Genomic DNA, 21,153 nt, shown 5'->3' with positions numbered 1-21,153 from the left:
ATCAGCCCGGACCGCTATCCCCGACCGGTCAGAAGGGGCAGACCCCGCGGGCGCCGTCCGCCGTCGCACCGGCCGGTGCGGCCTCGGAGGCCCGTCCCATCCCGGCCTCGCGCATCAGGTCGGCCAGGGGCCGGCCGGCACCGCTCTCGTCGGCCTCGTAGCGCCGGATCACCGACTCCTGGACGTCGGCCGGCTTCTCCTGGCTGAACTTGAACAGGCCCTCCACCTCCTCGACGCGGAGGCGGAACGCCCCCACTCCGGGCAGGATCTGGCGGAAGTAGCCGACCGAGGAGGTCTGGTCCCAGCCGGCGCCGAAGCGCTCCTCGAGGCACTGGGCGGTCCAGCGGACGACCTGGAGCGTCTCCTCCGGGTCGTCGATCAGCCGCAGCGGCCCGCACACGTGGACGGCCGCGAAGTTCCAGGTCGGGGCGGACGGGTCGCCGGGGTAGACGGCCGGGGTCACGAACCCGCCCGGCCCGTCGAACATCAGCCGGGCGTGGCCGCCGTCGGTGAGCGCCTTCCAGTGCGGATTGGCGCGGTTGAGATGCCCGTACAGCTCCGTGCCGGCGAGCGGGCCGGTCCGGGGCTCGCCGGGCGCGACGAGGGCGGGCAGCCGCGACGCCCACGGCACCGTGGGTCCGTTGGTGGTGAGCGTCGCCAGCGGATGGCCGTCGATGATCCGCCGGTGCCAGTTCTCGTCCTGGATCCGGTAATGGCTGGGCACGAACATGGAAACCGCCTCAGACGATCGGGGTCAACGGCACACCGCGTACGCCTGGCGGCCGCGCGGGCCGGCCGAGGCCCGCAGGAAACCGGTGGCCGGGTCGACACCGGCGGAACAGACCTTGCCGAGCGTGGAGCGCGGCACCACGTCCAGCCGGTGGCCCCTGCGTTCCAGCTCCGCCAGCACCTCGGCGTCGAACGAGCCCTCCACGACGACCACCCCGGGCCGCGCCAGGCGCGGCGCGAACGACTGGGCGAAGTGGTCGATGTGCCAGGCGGGGAGTTCGGCCGCCGCCTGCGGCTCGAGGCCGAACTCGGCGACCGCGAGGAACGCGTGGAGCGTCCACTGGTCCTGCTGGTCGCCGCCGGGGGTGCCGAAGGCGAGGAACGGGGCGCCGTCGCGCAGCACGATGGTGGGGCTCAGGGTGGTGCGCGGACGGCGCCCGGGGGCCAGCGAGTTGGGGTGCCCCTCGCTGAGCCAGGCCGTCTGGCCGCGGGTGCCCAGCGCGAAACCGAGGCCGGGGATCACCGGTGAGCTCTTGAGCCAGCCCCCGCTGGGCACGGCGACGACCAGGTTGCCCCAGGCGTCGGCGACCGCGACCGTGCAGGTGTTCCCGGCGCCGGCCCGGGGCCCGGCCGGGGTGACCGTGGGCAGGCCGCTGCGCAGGTGGGCCATCCACTCCGGCTCGTTCACGCCGGGCTCCTGCGGTTCCGGCTGCGGGATCCACGGCTCGGCGCCGCCCGGCCGGCCCGGTTGCGGGTCGAGGTCGGCCTCCTCGCCGATGAGGGCACGCCGCCGCGCGGTGTATCCGGGCGCCAGCAGGTCGTCCAGCGGCACCGGGGTGTGGTCCGGGTCGCCGTACCACGCCTCCCGGTCGGCGAAGGCCAGCTTGGCCGCCTCGGCGACGGTGTGGACGTACGCGCCGCTGCCCAGGCCCATGCCCCGCAGGTCGCAGCCTTCCAGCAGCGCCAACTGCTGCAGGAACACCGGGCCCTGGGACCACGGCCCGGGCTTGTGGACGGTGAAGTCGCCGTACGGCAGCGCGCACGCCTCCTCGACGGGCGGCCGCCAGGTGGCGAGGTCGTCGCCGGTCAGCAGGCCGCGGTGCGGGCTTCCCGTCGAGTCGAACACGTCGGTCGTGCGGGCGAAGCGGTCGATGGCCTCGGCGACGAAGCCCTGGTAGAAGGCGGTGTGCGCGGCCTCGATCTGCGCCTCGCGGCCGGCCGACGCCCCCTTCGCCTCGCGCACGATCCGGCGGTAGGTCTCGGCCAGCTCCTCGTTGCGCATCCGCGTCCCGGGCGCGGGTGCCGCCCCGCCGGGCAGGTAGACGCGGGCGGACTCGCTCCAATGGCCGCGGAAGAGCCCGGACATGGCGTCGATGGTCGTCGCGGCGGCGGGCAGCAGCGGATATCCGCGCGAGGCGTAGCCGATGGCCGGTTCCAGGACCGACTCCAGCGGCAGCGTGCCGTATTCGCCGAGCAGGCGCATCCACGCCCCGAAGGCGCCGGGCACCGTCGCCGGGAGCAGACCGCCGGCGGGTATCTGCTTGATGCCCCGGGCGGCGAACGCGTCGATCGTGGCCGCCCGCGGCATCGGGCCCTGTCCGCAGATGACGCGGACCGTGCCGGTCGCGCGGGAGTAGACGGCGATGACGACGTCGCCGCCCGGCCCGTTGGAGTGGGGTTCGACGATCTGGAGGGCGAACCCGGCGGCGGCCGCCGCGTCGAAGGCGTTGCCGCCGCGTTCCAGGACGCCCATGCCGACGGCGGACGCGAGCCAGTGCGTGGCGGCGACGCCGCCGAGGGTTCCGGTCAGCTCCGGTCGCAGGACGGTCATCGGCTCACTCCTCCGTCGTGCCGGGGCGTGGGGCCGGCAGCACCTGGGACGGCAGGTCGGACGCCTGCTGGGCGACTCCGTGCAGGATGTCGACCAGCCCGTTCTCGCACTTGATCACTTCGGCCGTCCGCAGCTCGGCGGGCCGGACGGTGTCGTCGGCCGCGTACAGGTCGTTCGCGGCGACGTCCTGGGCGATGGCCACGAGCCGGCGCAGGAGCTGGGCCACGACCTCGTGCCGGGTGACCGGGGCGCGCAGCGTCGTGAAGTACGCGTCGTAGATGAGCCCGGCGGGCCGGTGCCCGGGGCCGCGGACGGCCGCCTCGCGCAGCAGCGACCTGCCGTTGGCGACGAGCCGCGCGGCGACGCCGTCATGGACGAGGTGCAACAGGCTGATGGACTCGCGCAGTTCACCGGCGTCCGCGTCGGCGGCACCCGGCAGCCGGCGGCGGCGGAACAGATCGCGGATGGGCCAGTAGTCCGGCGCCCAGGCGCCGCTGAAGGCCCGGTGCCGCCTGCGCATGCTCGGCCGGATCAGGGTGTTGTAGAGGTCGGGCGGGCAGGACCCGGTGTACAGCAGCATCGCCGAGTAGCCGTCCACGTAACGGCTGATCAGGGGCAGCGCCTCGGCGGCCGGGCGACGCCCCTCGGCGAGGTCGTCGACGAGCTGGGCGATCAGACGCCACACGATGAAGCAGACCTGATGCCCGGTCAGCCAGCGGAACCAGAACAGTTCCTCCGGCGACTCGCAGGGCGCGACCTCGGGGATGAGCAGCCCCCGCTGCCCGAGCGCGGCCAGATGCCGGCAGCTCCCGGCGTAGTCCGCCGCGGGACCGTCACCGGCCGGGCCGTCGGGTTCGCCCACGCCCGGCAGGACCAGGGGCTCGGTGGCGTAGGCGAAGCCACCGAAGTCCCAGCGCCCCACGGACGGCAGATCGCACAACGCGCCGCTGGTGGTGGCTTTCATGACTGGCCGTCCGGCACGTGGGTGAACTCGAACTCCAGGCCGTTCACGTCGTACGCGTAGAAGCTCCGCACCCCGTCGGCGTCGACGACGATGTCGGTCGGCGGCTCGTCGAGCGCGAACGTGTAACGGCCTGAGCCGTGCAGTTCGATCCAGCGCTCGCGCAGCCGCACCAGGTCCTCGGGAGCGTCCACGCTGAAGCAGAAGTGCTGGAACTGCACGGCGCTCTCGGACGGGTCACTGCTCCGTCCGGGCCGGTCGAAGAGGTGGATCCGGATGTCGCCGAGGACCATCTCGGTCAGCTCGCGGATGCCCGGCAGGCGGCTGCGGGTCAGTTCCGAGAACCGGTCGAGCGACCAGGCCTGCCGGCAGCCGAGGAAGTCCTCGTACCAGCGGACGCTGTTCGCGAGGTCGGTCGTCTGCACTCCGACGTGATGAAACCGCGGTCTGGGAGATCGGACGGGGGCCGCCACGGTGACGGCCGATGGCGTCTCGTTCATGTCTCATCACTCCAGCGGAGGGAAGCACAACCGGACACTTCTGTCGCCCAGTCATGATGGCCGCCGCCGCCGATCCGGAGACTTCCCCGCTTTATGGGACACCTACCTGCGACAACGCCTTCGCCGTACCCGGAGGGCGTGTGCCACGGTGGACGGGGGTGCGCACTGCGCGATGGCTCTCACCACGACGATCAGCCTCCCCGGCCCGATCGCCGGAGCCGGCGGTTCCGGAGACAGCGTGCGACGCGTTCGACGTGCTGCACTTCGGTGAGCAGGTCGACCGATTCCCGGAGCGTACGAGAGTGAGGCGAGACCCCGGGTCAGGAGCGCTTCCCAGCCGGCTCCAGGATCGCCACGCACTCCACGTGATGCGTCATCGGAAACAGATCGAACACCCGCAGCGACCGCACCCGGTACCCCCCGTCCCGGAAGTACGCCAGGTCACGGGCCAGGGCCGCCGGGTCGCAGGCCACGTAGGCGATACGGCGGGCGCCCAGGGACGACAGGTGCTCGACCGTCCTGCGGCCGGCGCCCGCGCGCGGCGGGTCCAGGACGATGAGGTCGACCTCGGTGATGCCGGTGCGCGGCAGGACCGACTCGACCTTGCCCTGCTCGATGCGGACCCGCTCGAACTCGGCCAGGTTGTGCCGGGCGTCCTCCACCGCGCGCTTGCCGGACTCGATGCCGAGGACCGCGCCCTTGTCGCCGAGGCGGTCGGCGAGGGCGCCCGCGAAGAGGCCCACGCCGCAGTACAGGTCCAGGGCCATCTCGCCCTTGCGGGGCAGCAGGCCCTGCATGACGGCCGTCACCAGAGTGTCGGCGGCCTTCGGGTGGACCTGCCAGAAGCCGCCGCTGCCGACGCGGTGCGTCCGGCCGTCGGCGCGCTCGCGGACGAAGGGGCGGCCGTGCACCCGGTGCGTGCCGCCGTCCTTCTCGCCGACGCGCATCACCGAGACCGGGCGGTCGAGCTCGACGATCGGGAGGCGCGCTCCCGGCCGGGGCGTCAGGATGACCTGCCGGTCCTGGGAGCCGGTCGCCGCGATGGCCTCCACCGACGCCATGCCGGACCAGTCCCGCTTCTCGATGCCCAGCTCGCTGACGCCCTCGGCGGCGATCATGCAGTAGTCGATCCGCTCGACCTCGTGCGAGCGGTGCCGGCGCAGTCCGGCGTGCCCGTCGGCGTCGACGGCGTACTGCACGCGGGTGCGCCACTGGGGCACCTGTCCGGCGGGCAGCTTGTCGCCCTCGGCCGGCATCACCGTGCCGTCCCAGCCGACGTCCTCCGGGGACAGCCCGGCGAGCCGCTGGAGCTGCTCGGCGACGACCTCGCCCTTGAGGCGGCGCTGGGCGCCGGGCTTGGCGTGCTGCCAGTCGCAGCCGCCGCAGCGGCCGGGGCCGGCGAACGGGCAGGGCGCCTCGATGCGGTCCTTGGACGCGGTGAGGATCTCCACGGCGTCCGCGCGCAGGAAGCGGTCGCCCTCCTCGCCCTCGGTCACTCGGGCCACGACGCGCTCGCCGGGCAGGGTGTGCCGGACGAACAGGACCTGGCCGGCGTCGGTGCGGGCGATGCAGTGCCCGCCGTGGGCGACGGGGCCGATCTCGACCTCGTACTCCTCCCCCACCAGCGACTTCTTCTCTTCTGCCTGCATGGTGGGGTGACTCCAGATCGAGTGGGGGTGAGGGCCCGGGCACGCGGCTCCCGGTGGGCCCGACAACAGCCCACCAGTCTACGTGCGTCCCGGGGCACCTCGTCCCGGCCCGGTCACTTCCGGGTCTCGGGCTCCTTCGGCCGCTCCTGCGCCGGTCCGCGCCGCACCGAACCGGGGGCGTTCCACTCACCGCGCCGGCGGGCGCGCAGCTTGGCCGCCTCGGAGGACTGCAGCTGGTAGGGCACCGAGGTGACCATGACGCCGGGGGTGAACAGCAGCCGCCCCTTCAGGCGCAGCGCGCTCTGGTTGTGCAGCAGGTGCTCGTACCAGTGGCCGACGACGTACTCGGGGATGATCACGGACACCGCGTCGCGCGGGGACTCCTTGCGCAGCCCCTTCACGTACTCGATGATCGGCCGCGTGATCTCGCGGTAGGGCGAGTCGAGGACCTTCAGCGGTACGTCGATGCCGCGCCGCTCCCACTCCTCGCGCAGCGCCTTGGTCTCGGCCGGGTCGACGTTGACGCTGAGCGCCTCCAGGGTGTCCGAGCGCAGCAGCTTGGCGTAGGCCAGGGCGCGCAGCGCGGGACGGTGGATCTTGGAGACCAGGACGATCGAGTGCACCCGGGACGGCCGTGCGCTGTCGTCGCCGGGCTCCTCGGGGGCGGCGAGCTCGTCGGAGACCCGGTCGTAGTGGCGCCGGATCGCGGTCATCGTGCCGTAGAAGATGACCATGCCGAGCAGGGCCACCCAGGCGCCGTGGGTGAACTTGGTGAGGAGGACGACGATGAGGACGAGGCCGGTGAAGAAGGCGCCGAAGGTGTTGATCGCGCGGGAGCGGATCATGTGGCGCCGCTTGGCCTGGTCCTTCTCCGTGGCGAGCAGCCGGTTCCAGTGCCGGACCATGCCGATCTGGCTGAGCGTGAACGACACGAAGACGCCGACGATGTACAGCTGGATGAGGCGGGTGGAGTCGGCCCCGTAGATCCAGACGAGGAGGGCGGCGGCGCCGGCGAGGAGGACGATGCCGTTGGAGAAGGCGAGCCGGTCGCCGCGGGTGTGCAGCTGGCGCGGCAGGTAGCGGTCCTGGGCGAGGATCGAGCCGAGCACCGGGAAGCCGTTGTAGGCGGTGTTGGCGGCGAGGAACAGCACGAGGGCGGTGGCGGCGGCGAGCACCACGAAGAGGAAGGTGCCCTTGCCGAAGACCGCCTCGGCGACCTGTGTGATGACCGGGTTCTGGACGTAGCCGGAGCCGACCGCGGCGCCGTCCTTGACCAGGTCGACGGCCGGGTTCTCGGCCATGCGGACCTTGGTGACCATGGCGAGCGCGATGATGCCGCAGAACATGGTGACGGCGAGCAGGCCCATCATCGCGAGCGTGGTCGCGGCGTTCTTCGACTTGGGCTTGCGGAAGGCCGGGACGCCGTTGGAGATCGCCTCGACGCCGGTGAGCGCGGCGCAGCCGGAGGAGAAGGCGCGCAGCAGCAGGAAGACGAGCGCGAAGCCCGCGAGTCCCTGGTGCTCGGGTTTGATCTCGAACGACGAGGTGGGTGCCCGCATGGTGTCGCCGAGGACGATCCCGCGGAACGCGCCCCACGCGATCATGACGAAGACGCCGGCGACGAACACGTACGTCGGGATGGCGAACAGCCCGCCGGACTCCTTGACGCCACGCAGGTTCATGACGGTGAGCAGCAGGATCACGGCGACCGCGCACTCGACCTTGTGCTCGACGACGAACGGGATCGCGGAGCCCAGGTTCTCGATGCCGGAGGCGATGGACACGGCCACGGTGAGGACGTAGTCGACGAGCAGCGCGCTCGCGACCGTGAGCCCGGCCTTCGGCCCGAGGTTGGTGGTGGCCACCTCGTAGTCGCCGCCGCCGCTCGGGTAGGCGTGGACGTTCTGCCGGTAGGAGGCGACCACCGTGAACATCAGCACGACGACCGCGGCGGCGATCCAGGGGCTGAAGTGGTAGGCCGACACACCCGCGATGGAGAGGACCAGCAGCACCTCGCCGGGCGCGTACGCCACCGAGGACAGCGGGTCGGACGCGAACACGGGCAGGGCGATGCGCTTCGGCAGGAGCGTTTCCGCCAGCCGGTCGCTGCGCAGGGCGCGCCCGATGAGGATCCGCTTGGGCACGTCGGTCAGTTTGGACACAACAGAGAATCGTATGCCCACGGCCAGGGGCGAAGCACATCCGGGGGATCGCCGTGCGCGGCGCACCGCCGTGACCTGCGTCCGCGCCGTCGGCCGGGGCGGCGGGGCCCGGACGTTACCTTGGACCGTGGGTGCGCGCGGGACCCCGGCGCGGGGACCGCCGGGCCCACGATGCGAACCGCGGGGGATCATCGGCGGGAAAGCCCGGCATGATGTTGCCCAGCGGTCTGCGACCGGACCGCGCCTGTTGCCCGGCGATTCGAGAGAAGAGTTATGAGCGCCACGTTCACGCAAGTCGGACGCCTATCGAGGAGTGCGGGGTAGGACCGTGCACATCGTCATCATGGGTTGCGGCAGGGTGGGCTCCGCTCTGGCGCAGACCCTGGAGCAGCAAGGGCACACGGTCGCAGTGATCGACCAGGACCCCACCGCGTTCCGCCGGCTGGGCCCGGGCTTCGGAGGCCGCCGGGTCACCGGTGTCGGCTTCGACCAGGACACGCTGCGCGAGGCCGGCATCGAGGAGGCGGGCGCCTTCGCGGCCGTCTCCAGCGGGGACAACTCCAACATCATCTCCGCGCGCGTGGCCCGCGAGATGTTCGGCGTGGAGAACGTCGCGGCGCGGATCTACGACCCGCGGCGCGCCGAGGTCTACCAGCGCCTCGGCATCCCAACCGTGGCGACGGTCCGCTGGACGGCCGACCAGATGCTGCGGCGGCTGCTGCCCTCGGGCGCCGAGCCGCTGTGGCGGGACCCCACCGGCGGGGTGCAGCTCGCCGAGGTGCACACCTCCGCGGAGTGGGTGGGCCACAAGATCAGCAGGCTCCAGGAGGAGACGGGCGTGCGGGTGGCGTTCCTGACCCGCCTCGGTGAGGCGATCCTGCCCACCTCGCAGACGGTGCTGCAGGACGGCGACCTGGTGCACGTGATGATGCGCACCGACGAGATCGACAAGGTCGAGGCGGCGTTCGCCAAGGGCCCTGATGAGGAGGGCGGTCACTGATGAGGGTCGCCATTGCCGGTGCCGGCGCGGTGGGCCGCTCGATCGCGGGCGAGCTGCTGGAGAACGGGCACGAGGTCCTGCTCGTCGACAAGGCGCCGACCGCCATCTCGGTCGAGCGCGTCCCGCAGGCGGAGTGGCTGCTGGCCGACGCCTGCGAGATCACGTCGCTGGACGAGGCGGCGCTGCAGCGCTGCAACGTGGTGATCGCCGCGACGGGCGACGACAAGGTCAACCTGGTCGTCTCCCTGCTGGCGAAGACGGAGTACGGCGTCCCGCGGGTCGTCGCCCGGGTGAACAACCCGAAGAACGAGTGGCTGTTCAACGAGGCCTGGGGCGTGGACGTGGCGGTCTCCACGCCGCGTCTGATGTCGGCCCTGGTCGAGGAGGCGGTGAGCGTCGGCGACCTGGTGCGTCTGCTGCGCTTCAGCCACGGCGACGCCAACCTCGTGGAGCTGACGCTGCCGGAGGAGTCGGCCCTGGCCGGCACGCAGGTCGGCGACGTGGAGTGGCCCCAGGACACGTCCCTGGTCACGATCATCCGCGGCACCCGCGTGCTGACCCCGTCCCGGGAGGACTCCCTGGAGGCGGGCGACGAGCTCCTCTTCGTGGCCGCGCAGGCGCGTGAGGAGCAGTTGGAGGACCTGCTGTCGGTCCGCCGTGAGGACACGGCCGGCTGATCCCGCGACTCCTACGGCGACGGAGGGCGCCCCGCGTGTGCGGGGCGCCCTCCGTCGTCTCGGTCCCAGGAATCCCGGGTGTCTCAGGCGTCGCGGCGGTGCCGCCCGCCGGTGGCGGTCCCCCCGGCCTCCCCGGCCGCCCCGGTCCCCCCGGTCTCGGCGGCCGTCGCGGCCAGGCGCTCCTCCTCGGCCTTCTCGGCCGCCTCCATCTCCGCGAAGACGTCGATCGGCGCCGGGGCCTTCGCCAGGAACACCCAGGTCAGCCAGACGGCCAGCAGGAACGGCGGGATCTTCAGGGCGACCAGCACCCAGCCCAGCTGGGTGGTGTCGGCCCACCAGTACAGCGGGAAGAGGATCGCGCACTTGGCGAGCAGGATCGTGCCCCAGGCGTAACTGGCCTTGGCGTACGCCTTCTTGCGGCCGGGGTTGCGGGTGCGCCAGGAGAGGTTCTCCTTGAACACCGGCCCGAAGATCAGCCCGATCAGGGGGACGCCGCACAGCGTCGTGATGATGTAGGCGAGGGCGAGGCCCAGCGTGTAGAGCATGCCGGGCAGGTAGAAGTCCTTGGCGTTGCCGGTCATCATCGCGAAGACGACACCGAAGGCCACGCCGAAGACACCGCTGAAGGCGTGCTTGACCGTGTCCCGCTTCACCAGGCGCACCACGACGAGCACGACGGACACCGCGAGGGCCGCGAGGGCCGACATGTGCAGGTTCTTGTCGATCGTGTAGATCGTGACGAAGAGCAGGCCCGGCAGGACCGTCTCGATCATGCCGCGCATGCCGCCGAAGGCCTCGAACAGCGCGGCCTCCGTCACCGCGCGGGAGTCGTGCCCGGCGTCTGCGGTGGTGTCTTCGGTCGGCTTGTCGAGCGACGTCACCGGCTACTCCCGTCCGAGGGGTCTCAGTTCGTATTTCGGGTTGAACAGCACCCGGCGGCCCCGGCTCATGGCGATCCTGCCGGATGCGATCAGCTTGCGTCCGGGCTCTATGCCGACTATGGAGCGCCTGCCGAGCCACACCACGTCCAGCGCGGCGGTGCCGTCGAACAGCTCGGCCTCCAGGGCCGGGACTCCGGCGCGCGGCCGCAGGGTGACCGTGCGCAAGGTACCAGTAACCGTCACGATCTGACGGTCCCGGCAGTCACCGATCTTGGTGCATCCGGCGGTCTCGGCGTCCTCACGCAGCTCCTCGGACTCCAGGTCCTCCTGCGACGAGGAGAGCCGGTCGAGCATGCGCCGGAACCGGCCCACCGCCTTTTCCGAACGAGGAACAGCAGTCATGTCTTGAAGCGTACCGGGCCCGGCCTCCCGAACCGACAGCCCGCCCCCGGCTCGGTGACGATGCTCACGGGGGTGCCGCCGTACCGCTGGAAGGGCCCGGCGGCGCGCTCCTTCGCCGCGTCAGGGACTCCCGGCCCGCGGGCGGCCGACTGTGCCCCCGCCGGCCGGCGGGGGCGCTGTGGGGCGGGTGAAGCGGCGGCGGCGCCCTTGACGCGGTCCCGGCGCCACCGCCGCCACCCGTGGGGGGTGGTCAGGCCGGGTTGTCGCCGTGGGTGAGGGTCTCCCAGGCGACGAAGAGGTTGTTGGTGCCGGAGGGACGGTTGCGCTGGTTCAGCGCCTCGGTGTTGGTCATGGCGTGGCCGAGCCGGTTGGCCAGGGCGTTGTGCCCGACCTCGGTGACGGGGCCGAGGCCGAGGTGGAGCGATCCGCCGCAGAGCCAGGAGGGCACGGCGGCGCCGAGCTCGTACTTGGCCTGGAAGCCGAGCGCGTGCCGCAGCCGCTCGCCGACGTCGGTGCCGTAGAGGTCCTGGCCCTGGATCCGGCTGGTCTCGGCGACGTGGGAGATCGCGGAGATGCCGTATCCGGTGTGGGTGAGGTCGCGGCAGGTCTCCTGGGTGAGGCCGTTCACGAAGGTGCCCTGTCCCTGCCAGTAGTTGACGATCTTCTGCCGGGTGTCGAGGTTCTGGCTGGGCACCGTCTTCGGCAGGGCGCCGTCGGAGTCGAGGTAGACGTAGGCGGCGGTCCGGGTGCGGAACTTCGCCATGGCCTTGTCGTAGGACGCCTTGTCCTCCAGGAAGACGGAGATGCCGACGGCGGCCTCCATCATCGACAGCTCCCAGTTCCCGTTGGAGTTCGAGCCGTTGATGATCTCGGGCAGGTAGACGGTGCGCAGCATCGTGGCGAACCGGCCGGAGTTCGCCCAGTTCCCGCCGTAGGTGTACTTGATGATCTCGGCGGCCTTGGGCCAGGAGGAGCCGGCCCAGCCGGTCTGCAGGGGCGCGTTGCTGTTGGTGTGGTCCCTGATCACGGCGGACCAGGCGTCCATGAGCTCGATGGCCTTGCGGGCGTGCCGTTCGTCGCGGGTGACGTACCAGGCGAGGGCCTGGGTGTAGGCGGCGATCGCGTCCTCGCGCTCGTCGGTGCAGCCGTTGTTGGGGTTGGAGTACGAGCCGCACTCGACGACGGCACGGGGCTTGGGGGCGCGGTTCAGGTCGGCGTACTTGCTCGCCATCATCCGGTCGTAGGCGCCCTTCCAGGGCTGGGCGCCGGCCTGGACCCGGGAGCGGGCGAAGTCCAACTGGGCCTTGGAGACGGTGACTCCGGGGTGGGTGAAGGTCGTGGGGGCGGCGCCGGCGGGCCGGACGAGGGCGGTGGCGAGGAGGGCGGCGGCGACGGCGAGGAGAGCGGTTCTGCGCATGCGTGGGGGGCCTTCCGTTCTCGTATGTGAACGTGAAGCGCCTTTATGAACAGGCGCGCTGAGCCGAGACGGTAGGTACAGACCATTGGGCCGTCAAGGGTTCACGCATGAGAAGGAGTGCGGGCATGCGAAAGGGCCGCACCCCCGACGGGGTACGGCCCTCGGCCTCCGGCTCAGCGGACCTCGGTGATCTCCGGTCCGCGCTGGAGCTGGCCCATGCCGCCGGAGAAGCGGGAACCCGCCTCCTCCTGCTGGACGCCCTCGGCGACCATCTGCGCGTCGTCGGGCAGCTTGAGGACGATCGGGTCGCGCGGGGCCATCGGGCCCTCGCCACGGACCACGACCGTGTCCCGGAAGATCTGCTCGAGCAGACCGGCCGCCTGCGGCTGCACCGCGCCCTGGCCCGAGATCACCCCGCGCAGGAACCAGCGGGGGCCGTCCACACCGACGAACCGCACGACCTGGAAACCGCCCGTGCCGTCCGGCAGCTGCACCGGCACCTGGGCCCGCAGCTCCCAGCCGAGCGGGCCCTCGACCTCGTCGACGATGCCACCCTGCTGGGTGATGCCCGAGCCGATCTCCTCGCGCACCTCGCCCCAGATGCCCTCGCGCTTGGGGGCGGCGAAGGCCTGGAGCTGGATGGCGCTGTCGCGCAGCACGACGGTCGCCGCGACGATGGCGTCGCCCGCGACCTCCACCCGCAGCTCCATGCCGTCGACGCCCGGTACGAACAGGCCGCCCAGGTCCACCCGGCCCTCGCCGGGGTCCCTCACCTCGGAGCTGTCCCACGGCCCGTCGGGACGCGGTCCCGGCTCGAGCCGTACGCGCTCGCGCGTGCCGTCGTCGTCCGCCTCAGTGTCGATGTCGACGACCTGCTCGGGCTCGCCGGCCGCGTCCTCGGCGGCACCCTTCTTCTTGCGACGTCCGAACACGTCACTGTCCTTCCCGGTCGGATACGACCGAAGCGTATCGATTCCCACCCGTAGCGCCGCCAACGGCGGCCCCATCGCCTGTATCGCTTGTGGCGCTTTCGCCGCCCACCTCGGCATGACCGCCGGTGGACCCGAAGCCCCCCTCGGCCCGTGCCGAGTCGGGAAGCTCCGCGACCTCCTGGAAGCGAACCCTCTCGACCTGCTGGACAACCAGTTGGGCAATCCGGTCGAAGCGCTCGAACCGCACGGACTCGCGCGGGTCGAGATTCACCACGATCACCTTGATCTCCCCACGGTACCCGGCATCAACCGTCCCCGGGGCATTCACGAGGGCGACACCGAGGCGGGCGGCCAGCCCGGAGCGGGGGTGCACGAACGCCGCGTACCCCTCGGGCAGGGCGATGGACACCCCGGTGGGCAGCACGGCCCGCTCCCCCGGCTCCAGCTCGGCGCTCTCGGTGGTCCGCAGGTCGGCGCCCGCGTCCCCGGGGTGCGCATACGCCGGAAGCGGTACGTCCGGATCGACGCGCCGGATGAGGACGTCCAGGGGGGCGCGGCTCACGGGTTCACCTCGAAGGCGCGGGCCCGGCGCACCGTGTCCGGGTCGTTCATGGCCGCCTGGATCTCCTCCGGGCGGCCGTTGTCGATGAAGTGGTCGACCTTCACCTCGATGAAGAGGGCGTCGGCCCGGACCGCCACGGGGCCGTCGGGCCCGCCGATCCGCCCGGTGGCGGTGGAGTAGATCTTGCGGCCCGCGACCGCCGTCACCTCCGCCTCCAGGTGCAGGACCGTGCCGACCGGGACGGGCCGCACGAAGTCGGTCTCCAGGCGTCCGGTCACGGCGATCGTGCGCAGCAGCCAGTTCAGCGAGCCGAGGGTCTCGTCGAGGGCGGTGGCGAGCACGCCGCCGTGCGCGAGGCCGGGGGCGCCCTGGTGGGCGGGCCGCACGGTGAACTCGGCGGTGACGCTGACGCCGTCCCCCGCCCGGGCCTGCAGATGCAGCCCGTGCGGCTGCTCGTCGCCGCAGCCGAAACACTCGCCGTAGTGCGCGCCCAGGAGCTCGCCGGGCGCGGGAGCCTCCGGGTGCCGTACGGGTTCCACGGCGTCGGCCGGAGGCTGAAGAGCTGGGGAAGTACCTCTCACAGGCGCAGACCTTACCCGCGCGTCGGCCGAGTCCCGACACCGTGCCAAGCTTGGATCCATGCAGCTCTCCGCCGCCCCGTACGAAGAACGTCTCACCGCCCCGCGCTCGTGGTGGCTGGTCTCGTTCCTGGTGGGGCTCTCCCTGGCCCTGGTCCTGCTGCCGTTCGGCACCCTGCCGATGCTCGCCGGTCTGGTCGGCGGCACCGCCGCGGCGGCGGTCGTCGCCAGCTCCTACGGCTCGGTCCGCATCCGTGTGGTGGGCGACGCGCTGATCGCGGGCGACGCCCGGATCCCGGTGCGGGCGCTGGGCGAGGCGTGGATCCTGGACCGTGAGGAGGCGCGCGCCTGGCGGACGTACAAGGCCGACACCCGCGCCTTCCTGCTGCTGCGGGCCTACATCCCGACGGCCCTGCGCGTGGAGGTCACCGACCCCGAGGACCCGACGCCGTACCTGTATCTGTCGACGCGGGAGCCGGAGCGGCTGGCGGAAGCGATCCGGACGGCCCGGTCGGCGGCGTAATTCTCGCTTCCCCGAGGCGGGAGTTCGACCGGCCGGTCGCGTTGACGGCTCAGGCCGGACCGCCCAGCCCCCTGTGGCCGCGCTCGGGCAGGATCTCGTCCAGGTCCAGGGGCTGCTCCGGCCGCTCCAGCGGCGGCAGCTGCGGCAACTCCTCCCAGGGCACGCGCACCTTGCGCAGGTCCGCGCGGATGCGCGCCGCGAGCTTTCTGGTGTCCCGGCGGTTCATGACCGCGCCCACGGCGGCGCCGACCATGAAGGGCATCAGGTTCGGCAGGTTGCGCACCATGCGCTTCATGATCTGCTGGCGCAGTTCGCGTTTCATCTGGCCGCCCAGCGCCGCGTTGATCGTGACGGGCTTGAGGGGGTCGATGCCGCGTTCCTCGGTCCACGAGGACAGATAGGCGGTGCTGCGCTCCCGGAGGTTGCCGGGCGGGCGTACGCCGTACACCTCGTGCAGTTCGGCGATCAGCTTCAGCTCGATCGCGGCCACGCCGGTGATCTCGGCGGCCAGTTCGGTGGGCATCGCGGGCGGCACCGGGAGCATCGCCGCGGCTCCGACGCCCGCCCCGACCGTGGAGCTGGCGTTCGCGGCGCCCGCCACGAGCTTGTCCGCGATCTCCTCGGGCCCGAGGCCCGGGAACTGGCGGCGCAGCGTCGCGAGGTCGCGTACGGGGATGCGCGGGGCGTACTCGATGAGGCGGTCGGCGAGGTAGCCGAGGCCGGCTCTGGCGCGGCTGCCGCCCTTGCGGACGCCTTGCGCGGCCCTTTCCCGCATCACCGCCGCCCGGCGCCGGGTCGCGGGAGCCTGCGCCGGGGCGGGCACAGCCAGGGCGGACGCCGGATCGAGCGAGGCTCCCTCGTCGGGTGAGCCCCGCTCGTCGTCACGCGCGCCGTGCGGGCCGTCGGACGGCCCGGGGTCCGCTCCCCGCAGGAAGCGGCGCTTCCGAGGAGGGGTCGAGCCGGTCATGCCCGACCCGTCCTCAGTCGCAGTCGCGGCAGATCGGCTGGCCGTTCTTCTCGCGGGCCAGCTGGCTGCGGTGGTGCACCAGGAAGCAGCTCATGCAGGTGAACTCGTCCTGCTGCTTGGGCAGCACCCGGACGGCCAGCTCCTCGTTCGAGAGGTCCGCGCCGGGCAGTTCGAGGCCTTCCGCGGCCTCGAACTCGTCGACGTCCACTGCGGAGGTCGACTTGTCGTTACGCCTGGCCTTGAGCTCCTCAAGGCTGTCCGAATCGACGTCGTCGTCGGTCTTGCGTGGGGTGTCGTAATCCGTTGCCATGTCGCTCTCCCCCTCTGGGTGTCTGCGGTGTCTCCAGCGCACGTAACGCGTGAGAGGCCGGACTTGTGCCCGACCCGAGGCGGAGATTTTGCCTCACATCAAGGTCTGTTACTCAATCGACACCCAACCGGACTCCTCAAGAGTGATCGGCTTGGATGGCGAACGGGACCGTACACGGTCCTAATGCCGCTGTTCAAAGGCATCTCACCGTGTACTTCCCGTGATCAGGACCCCCGAAAACCCGGATTTTCCCGGCTTTCCGACCGGTCACATGATCACGCACAGTAGATGGCCGGAAAACCGTCCTTGTGATCGATCACACACGGGTTCCCTTCCGGGGCGGTGTGAAAATTCCGCGCAAAGCGAACAAGCCCACGGAGTGCCGTGTGTCGGTCCGTGTCGGTGCACATGCTCTCAGACCGGGAACGTCACCCGCATCACGAGACCACCTCCCTCGCGCGGCTCCGCCGCGATGTGCCCGCCGTGGGCCCGGGCCACGGACCGCACGATGGACAGCCCGAGGCCCACGCCCTTGTCGCTGCCGGTGCGCTCGGTACGCAGCCGCCGGAAGGGCTCGAAGAGGTTGTCGATCTCGTACGCCGGCACCACCGGCCCGGTGTTCGTCACGACGAGCACCGCCTGCCCGTGCCGGACCTCGGTGGTGACCTCGACCCAGCCGTCCTCCGGCACGTTGTACCGGACGGCGTTCTGCACGAGGTTCAGCGCGATCCGCTCCAGCAGCACGCCGTTGCCCTGTATGACCGCTGGTCTGTGCTCGCCGCGGATCGTCACGCCCTTGGCGTCGGCCTCCGCGCGGACCTGGTCGACGGCCTGCTCGGCCACCTCCGCGAGGTCCACCGGCTTGCGCTCGATGATCTGGTTCTCGCTGCGGGCGAGCAGCAGCAGGCCCTCCACGAGCTGTTCGCTGCGCTCGTTGGTGGCCAGCATCGTCTTGCCGAGCTGCTGGAGCTCCACGGGCGCGCCCGGGTCGGAGAGGTGGACCTCCAGGAGGGTCCGGTTGATCGCGAGCGGGGTGCGCAGCTCGTGCGAGGCGTTGCCGACGAAGCGCTGCTGGGCCGTGAAGGCCCGCTGGAGCCGCTCCAGCATCTCGTCGAAGGTGTCGGCGAGCTCCTTCAGCTCGTCGTCCGGTCCGTCCAGCTCGATACGGCGGGACAGGTCCGAGCCGGCCACCGCGCGGGCGGTGCGGGTGATCCGGCCGAGCGGCGAGAGCACACGGCCGGCCATGGCGTAGCCGAACGCGAAGGCGATCACGGCGAGGCCGAGCAGGGCCAGCAGCGAGCGGCTGAGGAGGTTGTCCAGGGCAGCCTTGCGCTCGTGGTCCATGCACGCGTTGATCGCGTCGTTGAACTCGGCGAGCGACAGGTCGCCCGCCGAGTTGAGCGACGAGATCCCCGGGCAGTTGTTGCTGGTGATCTTGAGGCTCTGGAACTGGACGATCTTGAACAGCGGTTCGTTGCCCGTGCGCAGCGCCTGTGCGGCCAGCAGATAGATGATCGACAGCAGCAGGATGCCGGCGATCAGGAACATGCCGCCGTACAGCAGGGTGAGCCGTATGCGGATCGTCGGGCGCAGCCAGGGGAAGGGCTGGTCCGGCTTGCGCGGGTCCCACGTCGGCTTGGGCGGCGTGGCGGGCGGTGCGGGTGTCGCTGCCATCGCCGGTCAGATCCGGTAACCGGAGCCGGGCACGGTGACGATCACCGGCGGCTCACCGAGTTTGCGGCGCAGGGTCATGACGGTCACCCGCACCACGTTCGTGAACGGGTCGGTGTTCTCGTCCCACGCCTTCTCCAGCAGTTGCTCGGCGGAGACGACGGCTCCCTCGCTGCGCATCAGCACCTCCAGGACGGCGAACTCCTTCGGGGCGAGCTGCACCTCCTTGCCGTCGCGGAAGACCTCGCGGCGGTTGGGGTCCAGCTTGATGCCGGCGCGCTCCAGGACGGGCGGCAGCGGCACGCTGGTGCGGCGGCCGAGGGCCCGGACGCGCGCGATCAGCTCGCTGAAGGCGAAGGGCTTCGGAAGGTAGTCGTCGGCGCCGATCTCCAAGCCCTCGACGCGGTCGCTGACGTCGCCGGAGGCCGTGAGCATCAGCACGCGCGTGGGCATGCCGAGTTCGACGATCTTGCGGCAGACGTCGTCGCCGTGCACCAGGGGGAGGTCGCGGTCGAGGACGACCACGTCGTAGTCGTTGACGCCGATGCGCTCCAGGGCGGCCGCACCGTCGTACACGACGTCGACGGCCATGGCCTCCCGGCGCAGTCCGGTGGCCACCGCATCGGCGAGCAGTTGCTCGTCCTCGACGACGAGTACGCGCACGTCGCTTGTCCTTCCTGTGTCCACCCGCGTAGCGCGCGGCGGCGCGCGCGGGCAGGGGTGTGGGTCGGGTCCGTAGGGCTCCATCCTGCCCTTTTCGGCCATAAGTCGGCGGTAAGACGGGGGGACGGCGACGGGGACCGGCGCGAAACCCGGGAAGACGGGGCGGCCGCTCGGGAATGCCAGATTTTTCGCGCGGGTTGAGGTTTCCGAGGAAGACGGCAGGGGGAGGACGGCATGTACACCCCGCGATCACGCTCTGCTTGTGCCGCACCACGTGCGGTACGGGATGATCCGCTTCCGCAGAGTGGTGGTGGGTGTCCGGCACCGTCGCCGCCCGGCTCGGGCAGCGCTGGGCATCCACTGGAGACGTGATCGTCCCTTCCGACGGCACACCCCCGTGCCACCGACCCACGACCCAGGACGAGGGGGCGCAGCATGGACGCTTTCACCGCAGGACTTCTGCAGCGCATAAAGGCGACCGAGTCCGACCTGACGCGGGCCCGCGACGAGGGCGACGAGTTCCTCGTCGAGGTCGAGCAGGGAGAGCTCGACGACCTGCGCCGCCTCGCCGCCGAGCACGGCGTGGAGGTCGGCGCGACCACCGTCTGACCGCCGCAGCGCACACACGAGGGCCCCGGTGAATCCAGCACCGGGGCCCTCGCGCGTGCGGACGGCGGCTCAGTCGTGCCAGGCGCCGAAGTCCTCCAGGAGCCGCTGGAGGGGTTCGAAGACGCCGGGGGTGGCCGCCACCGTCAGATCGCGTGAGGGGCGCTCACCGGGGCGGCCACCGGTCACCGCGCCCGCCTCCCGCGCGATGAGGTCGCCCGCCGCGACGTCCCAGGCGTTCAGCCCGCGCTCGTAGTAGCCGTCCAGGCGGCCCGCCGCGAGATCGCACAGGTCGATCGCGGCCGAGCCCGAGCGCCGGATGTCCCGCAGCAGCGGGATGAGCCGCCGGGCCACCTCGGCCTGGTGGGTGCGGACCTCGCTCACGTAGTTGAAGCCGGTCGACACCAGCGCCTGGTCCAGGGGGGCCGTGGGACGGCAGGTGAGCCGGCGCTCGCGCTCCCACGGGCCGGTCGCCCACGCTCCCCCGCCGCGCACCGCGTGGTACGTCTCGCCGCGCATGGGCGCCGCGACCACCCCGGCGACCGTCTCGCCGTCCTGCTCGGCGGCGATGGAGACGGACCAGGTCGGCAGGCCGTAGAGGTAGTTGACCGTGCCGTCCAGGGGGTCGATCACCCAGCGGACGCCGCTGGTGCCCTCGGTGGCGGCGCCCTCCTCGCCGAGGAAGCCGTCCTGCGGGCGGCGGGCGGAGATCACGTCGGTGATCAGCTTCTCCGCCGCGATGTCCATCTCGGTGACCACGTCGATCGGGCTGGACTTCGTCGCCGCGACGGCCAGGTCGGCCGGGCGCCCGTCACGCAGCAGGTCGCCGGCGCGGCGGGCGGCCTCGCGGGCCAGGGCGAGCAGGTCCGAGGGCTGGGCGTCGGTCACGGGACTCCTCACGCGTAGGGGCTGTCGGCGCCGGCCGCGGCGGGCCTGGGGGTGCGGGCGGGGCAGCAGCCCACCGGGCACAGCTGGTGGCTCGGGCCGAGAGCGCCGAGCGCGCAGGGCCTGACCTCCTCGCCCCGCTCGACCGCGGCCCGCTCCAGGACGAGGTCGCGGACGGCGGCGGCGAAGCGCGGGTCGTCGCCGACGGTGGCGGAACGGCGCATCGGCAGGCCCAGCTCCTCCGCCTTCGCCCTGGCCTCCGTGTCGAGGTCGTAGAGGACCTCCATGTGGTCGGAGACGAAGCCGATGGGGGCGATCACGACCGCGGGGACGCCGGCCGCGTGCCGCTCCTCCAGGTGGTCGCAGATGTCCGGCTCCAGCCACGGGATGTGCGGGGCGCCGGAGCGGGACTGGTAGACGAGCTGCCAGGGGTGGTCCTCGCCGGTGCGCTCCCGGACCGCCTCGGCGATCGTGCGGGCCACGTCCAGGTGCTGCGTGACGTACGCGCCGCCGTCGCCGTGGGACTCGACCGGGCCGGAGGTGTCGGCCGCGGACAGCGGGATCGAGTGGGTCGAGAAGGCGATGTGGGCGCCCGCGCGGACCTCCTCGGGCAGGTCGGCGAGGGACTCGACCACGCCGTCGATCATCGGCTCCAGGAAGCCGGGGTGGTTGAAGTAGTGCCGCAGCTTGTCGATCCGCGGCAGTTCCAGGCCCTCCGCCTCCAGGGCGGCCAGCGCGTCGGCGAGGTTCTCGCGGTACTGGCGGCAGCCCGAGTAGGAGGCGTAGGCGCTGGTGGCGAGGACCAGGATCCGGCGGCGGCCGTCGGCGACCATCTCGCGCAGGGTGTCCGTCAGGTACGGCGCCCAGTTGCGGTTGCCCCAGTAGACCGGCAGGTCCACCCCGTGGTCGGCGAAGTCCTTGCGCAGGGCGTCCAGCAGGGCGCGGTTCTGGGCGTTGATGGGGCTCACACCGCCGAACCCGAAGTAGTGCTCGCCGACCTCCTTCAGACGTTCCCTCGGGATGCCCCGGCCACGGGTGACGTTCTCCAGGAAGGGGATCACGTCGTCCGGGCCCTCGGGGCCGCCGAAGGAGAGCAGGAGCAGGGCGTCGTAGGGGCTGGCATCTCGCGGATCTGGCATGGGTCGATCCTGTCATCCGGCACGGACAGCGGGGCGACCGACCGGGTGCCCCGCTCAGCCGGACGAGTACATTAGGTTTACCTAACTCGTACGTCGTGCCGGACATCC

General features: G+C 71.8%; 22 protein-coding genes. 4 read left to right on the top strand and 18 right to left on the bottom strand.

The features are described from left to right. Nucleotides 1-28 precede the first annotated feature (28 nt). From F8R89_RS26705 to F8R89_RS26680, 6 genes are all read right to left on the bottom strand, one after another. On the bottom strand, nt 29-730 hold the full coding sequence (locus F8R89_RS26705; protein WP_151786324.1) for an FMN-binding negative transcriptional regulator: 702 nt from the start codon (nt 728-730) through the stop codon (nt 29-31). Between the two features lie 24 nt (nt 731-754). Beyond that, nucleotides 755-2,560 (bottom strand): gamma-glutamyltransferase family protein, encoded by a 1,806-nt coding sequence (locus tag F8R89_RS26700; protein WP_151786323.1) that lies wholly within the window; start codon nt 2,558-2,560, stop codon nt 755-757. Nucleotides 2,561-2,564: 4 nt separating this feature from the next. Beyond that, nucleotides 2,565-3,524: a hypothetical protein gene (locus tag F8R89_RS26695; protein WP_151786322.1), complete on the bottom strand. Its 960-nt coding sequence runs from the start codon at nt 3,522-3,524 to the stop codon at nt 2,565-2,567. Beyond that, nucleotides 3,521-4,021 (bottom strand): VOC family protein, encoded by a 501-nt coding sequence (locus tag F8R89_RS26690; protein WP_151786321.1) that lies wholly within the window; start codon nt 4,019-4,021, stop codon nt 3,521-3,523. Before F8R89_RS26690 ends, F8R89_RS26695 begins: the two co-directional genes overlap by 4 nt. Nucleotides 4,022-4,341: 320 nt before the next feature. Then, the gene (locus F8R89_RS26685; protein WP_151786320.1) at nt 4,342-5,670 is read right to left on the bottom strand and encodes a class I SAM-dependent RNA methyltransferase; all 1,329 of its coding nucleotides are present in this window, start codon (nt 5,668-5,670) and stop codon (nt 4,342-4,344) included. A gap of 113 nt (nt 5,671-5,783) precedes the next feature. Beyond that, entirely contained in the window at nt 5,784-7,832 is a 2,049-nt protein-coding gene (locus tag F8R89_RS26680) for an APC family permease (protein ID WP_151786319.1), read from the bottom strand. Between the two features lie 328 nt (nt 7,833-8,160). Between F8R89_RS26680 and F8R89_RS26675 the strand changes: the two genes are divergently transcribed. Both F8R89_RS26675 and F8R89_RS26670 read left to right on the top strand, forming a co-directional pair. Beyond that, nucleotides 8,161-8,832 carry a potassium channel family protein gene (locus F8R89_RS26675; RefSeq protein ID WP_151786318.1) on the top strand — a complete coding sequence of 224 codons (672 nt, stop codon included), beginning with the start codon at nt 8,161-8,163 and terminating at the stop codon, nt 8,830-8,832. Then, complete coding sequence (locus F8R89_RS26670) at nt 8,832-9,509, top strand: potassium channel family protein (protein ID WP_151786317.1); 678 nt, start codon at nt 8,832-8,834, stop codon at nt 9,507-9,509. Before F8R89_RS26675 ends, F8R89_RS26670 begins: the two co-directional genes overlap by 1 nt. An 83-nt stretch (nt 9,510-9,592) precedes the next feature. Here the strand turns inward: F8R89_RS26670 and F8R89_RS26665 are convergent, their stop codons facing one another. From F8R89_RS26665 to F8R89_RS26640, 6 genes are all read right to left on the bottom strand, one after another. Next, nucleotides 9,593-10,390, bottom strand: a complete 798-nt coding sequence (locus F8R89_RS26665) for a DUF3159 domain-containing protein (protein WP_151786316.1) — start codon at nt 10,388-10,390, stop codon at nt 9,593-9,595. 3 nt (nt 10,391-10,393) lie between these two features. Then, nucleotides 10,394-10,792 carry an OB-fold nucleic acid binding domain-containing protein gene (locus F8R89_RS26660; RefSeq protein WP_115504840.1) on the bottom strand — a complete coding sequence of 133 codons (399 nt, stop codon included), beginning with the start codon at nt 10,790-10,792 and terminating at the stop codon, nt 10,394-10,396. Between the two features lie 250 nt (nt 10,793-11,042). Then, the gene (locus F8R89_RS26655; protein WP_151786315.1) at nt 11,043-12,209 is read right to left on the bottom strand and encodes an alginate lyase family protein; all 1,167 of its coding nucleotides are present in this window, start codon (nt 12,207-12,209) and stop codon (nt 11,043-11,045) included. A 173-nt stretch (nt 12,210-12,382) separates the two neighbouring features. Then, a complete protein-coding gene (locus F8R89_RS26650; RefSeq protein WP_151786314.1) occupies nt 12,383-13,141 on the bottom strand; it encodes a DUF3710 domain-containing protein in 759 nt (252 codons plus the stop codon). 1 nt (nt 13,142) lies between these two features. After that, nucleotides 13,143-13,703: a dUTP diphosphatase gene (gene dut / locus F8R89_RS26645; protein WP_151786313.1), complete on the bottom strand. Its 561-nt coding sequence runs from the start codon at nt 13,701-13,703 to the stop codon at nt 13,143-13,145. Next, a complete protein-coding gene (locus tag F8R89_RS26640; RefSeq protein ID WP_151786312.1) occupies nt 13,700-14,284 on the bottom strand; it encodes a PaaI family thioesterase in 585 nt (194 codons plus the stop codon). Before F8R89_RS26640 ends, dut begins: the two co-directional genes overlap by 4 nt. A 58-nt stretch (nt 14,285-14,342) precedes the next feature. On the opposite strand from F8R89_RS26640, the gene F8R89_RS26635 reads away from it, so the two are divergent. Beyond that, a complete protein-coding gene (locus F8R89_RS26635; RefSeq protein ID WP_151786311.1) occupies nt 14,343-14,804 on the top strand; it encodes a DUF3093 domain-containing protein in 462 nt (153 codons plus the stop codon). Between the two features lie 49 nt (nt 14,805-14,853). On the opposite strand, the gene F8R89_RS26630 is transcribed toward F8R89_RS26635, so the two are convergent. The 4 genes from F8R89_RS26630 to F8R89_RS26615 form a co-directional block, all read right to left on the bottom strand. Further along, on the bottom strand, nt 14,854-15,771 hold the full coding sequence (locus F8R89_RS26630; protein ID WP_151786310.1) for a hypothetical protein: 918 nt from the start codon (nt 15,769-15,771) through the stop codon (nt 14,854-14,856). A gap of 13 nt (nt 15,772-15,784) precedes the next feature. Beyond that, a complete protein-coding gene (locus tag F8R89_RS26625) occupies nt 15,785-16,081 on the bottom strand; it encodes a DUF4193 domain-containing protein (RefSeq protein ID WP_005481602.1) in 297 nt (98 codons plus the stop codon). Nucleotides 16,082-16,495: 414 nt separating this feature from the next. Beyond that, nucleotides 16,496-17,755: a sensor histidine kinase gene (locus tag F8R89_RS26620; RefSeq protein ID WP_151786309.1), complete on the bottom strand. Its 1,260-nt coding sequence runs from the start codon at nt 17,753-17,755 to the stop codon at nt 16,496-16,498. A gap of 6 nt (nt 17,756-17,761) precedes the next feature. After that, nucleotides 17,762-18,415: a response regulator transcription factor gene (locus tag F8R89_RS26615; protein ID WP_003993508.1), complete on the bottom strand. Its 654-nt coding sequence runs from the start codon at nt 18,413-18,415 to the stop codon at nt 17,762-17,764. 435 nt (nt 18,416-18,850) lie between these two features. On the opposite strand from F8R89_RS26615, the gene F8R89_RS36305 reads away from it, so the two are divergent. After that, on the top strand, nt 18,851-19,024 hold the full coding sequence (locus F8R89_RS36305) for a hypothetical protein (protein WP_192806237.1): 174 nt from the start codon (nt 18,851-18,853) through the stop codon (nt 19,022-19,024). A gap of 69 nt (nt 19,025-19,093) precedes the next feature. On the opposite strand, the gene F8R89_RS26610 is transcribed toward F8R89_RS36305, so the two are convergent. Both F8R89_RS26610 and F8R89_RS26605 read right to left on the bottom strand, forming a co-directional pair. Beyond that, on the bottom strand, nt 19,094-19,909 hold the full coding sequence (locus tag F8R89_RS26610; protein ID WP_151786308.1) for an inositol monophosphatase family protein: 816 nt from the start codon (nt 19,907-19,909) through the stop codon (nt 19,094-19,096). 8 nt (nt 19,910-19,917) lie between these two features. Then, the gene (locus F8R89_RS26605) at nt 19,918-21,045 is read right to left on the bottom strand and encodes a ferrochelatase (RefSeq protein ID WP_151786307.1); all 1,128 of its coding nucleotides are present in this window, start codon (nt 21,043-21,045) and stop codon (nt 19,918-19,920) included. Between the last annotated feature and the right edge of the window lie 108 nt (nt 21,046-21,153).

The sequence above is a fragment of the Streptomyces sp. SS1-1 genome (assembly GCF_008973465.1).
In the GTDB taxonomy this organism is placed as follows: Bacteria; Actinomycetota; Actinomycetes; order Streptomycetales; family Streptomycetaceae; genus Streptomyces.
The sequence above is the reverse complement of the archived record's forward strand: the minus strand, read 5'-3'. Positions and strand labels throughout refer to the sequence as shown.

What these genes read in the sequence shown, in the direction of transcription:
- F8R89_RS26705 (WP_151786324.1), bottom strand. Translation starts at nt 730, where the DNA reads ATGTTCGTGCCCAGCCATTACCGGATCCAGGACGAGAACTGGCACCGG.
- F8R89_RS26700 (WP_151786323.1), bottom strand. Translation starts at nt 2,560, where the DNA reads ATGACCGTCCTGCGACCGGAGCTGACCGGAACCCTCGGCGGCGTCGCC.
- F8R89_RS26695 (WP_151786322.1), bottom strand. Translation starts at nt 3,524, where the DNA reads ATGAAAGCCACCACCAGCGGCGCGTTGTGCGATCTGCCGTCCGTGGGG.
- F8R89_RS26690 (WP_151786321.1), bottom strand. Translation starts at nt 4,021, where the DNA reads ATGAACGAGACGCCATCGGCCGTCACCGTGGCGGCCCCCGTCCGATCT.
- F8R89_RS26685 (WP_151786320.1), bottom strand. Translation starts at nt 5,670, where the DNA reads ATGCAGGCAGAAGAGAAGAAGTCGCTGGTGGGGGAGGAGTACGAGGTC.
- F8R89_RS26670 (WP_151786317.1), top strand. Translation starts at nt 8,832, where the DNA reads ATGAGGGTCGCCATTGCCGGTGCCGGCGCGGTGGGCCGCTCGATCGCG.
- F8R89_RS26660 (WP_115504840.1), bottom strand. Translation starts at nt 10,792, where the DNA reads ATGACTGCTGTTCCTCGTTCGGAAAAGGCGGTGGGCCGGTTCCGGCGC.
- F8R89_RS26655 (WP_151786315.1), bottom strand. Translation starts at nt 12,209, where the DNA reads ATGCGCAGAACCGCTCTCCTCGCCGTCGCCGCCGCCCTCCTCGCCACC.
- F8R89_RS26635 (WP_151786311.1), top strand. Translation starts at nt 14,343, where the DNA reads ATGCAGCTCTCCGCCGCCCCGTACGAAGAACGTCTCACCGCCCCGCGC.
- F8R89_RS26630 (WP_151786310.1), bottom strand. Translation starts at nt 15,771, where the DNA reads ATGACCGGCTCGACCCCTCCTCGGAAGCGCCGCTTCCTGCGGGGAGCG.
- F8R89_RS26625 (WP_005481602.1), bottom strand. Translation starts at nt 16,081, where the DNA reads ATGGCAACGGATTACGACACCCCACGCAAGACCGACGACGACGTCGAT.
- F8R89_RS26620 (WP_151786309.1), bottom strand. Translation starts at nt 17,755, where the DNA reads ATGGCAGCGACACCCGCACCGCCCGCCACGCCGCCCAAGCCGACGTGG.
- F8R89_RS36305 (WP_192806237.1), top strand. Translation starts at nt 18,851, where the DNA reads ATGGACGCTTTCACCGCAGGACTTCTGCAGCGCATAAAGGCGACCGAG.
- F8R89_RS26605 (WP_151786307.1), bottom strand. Translation starts at nt 21,045, where the DNA reads ATGCCAGATCCGCGAGATGCCAGCCCCTACGACGCCCTGCTCCTGCTC.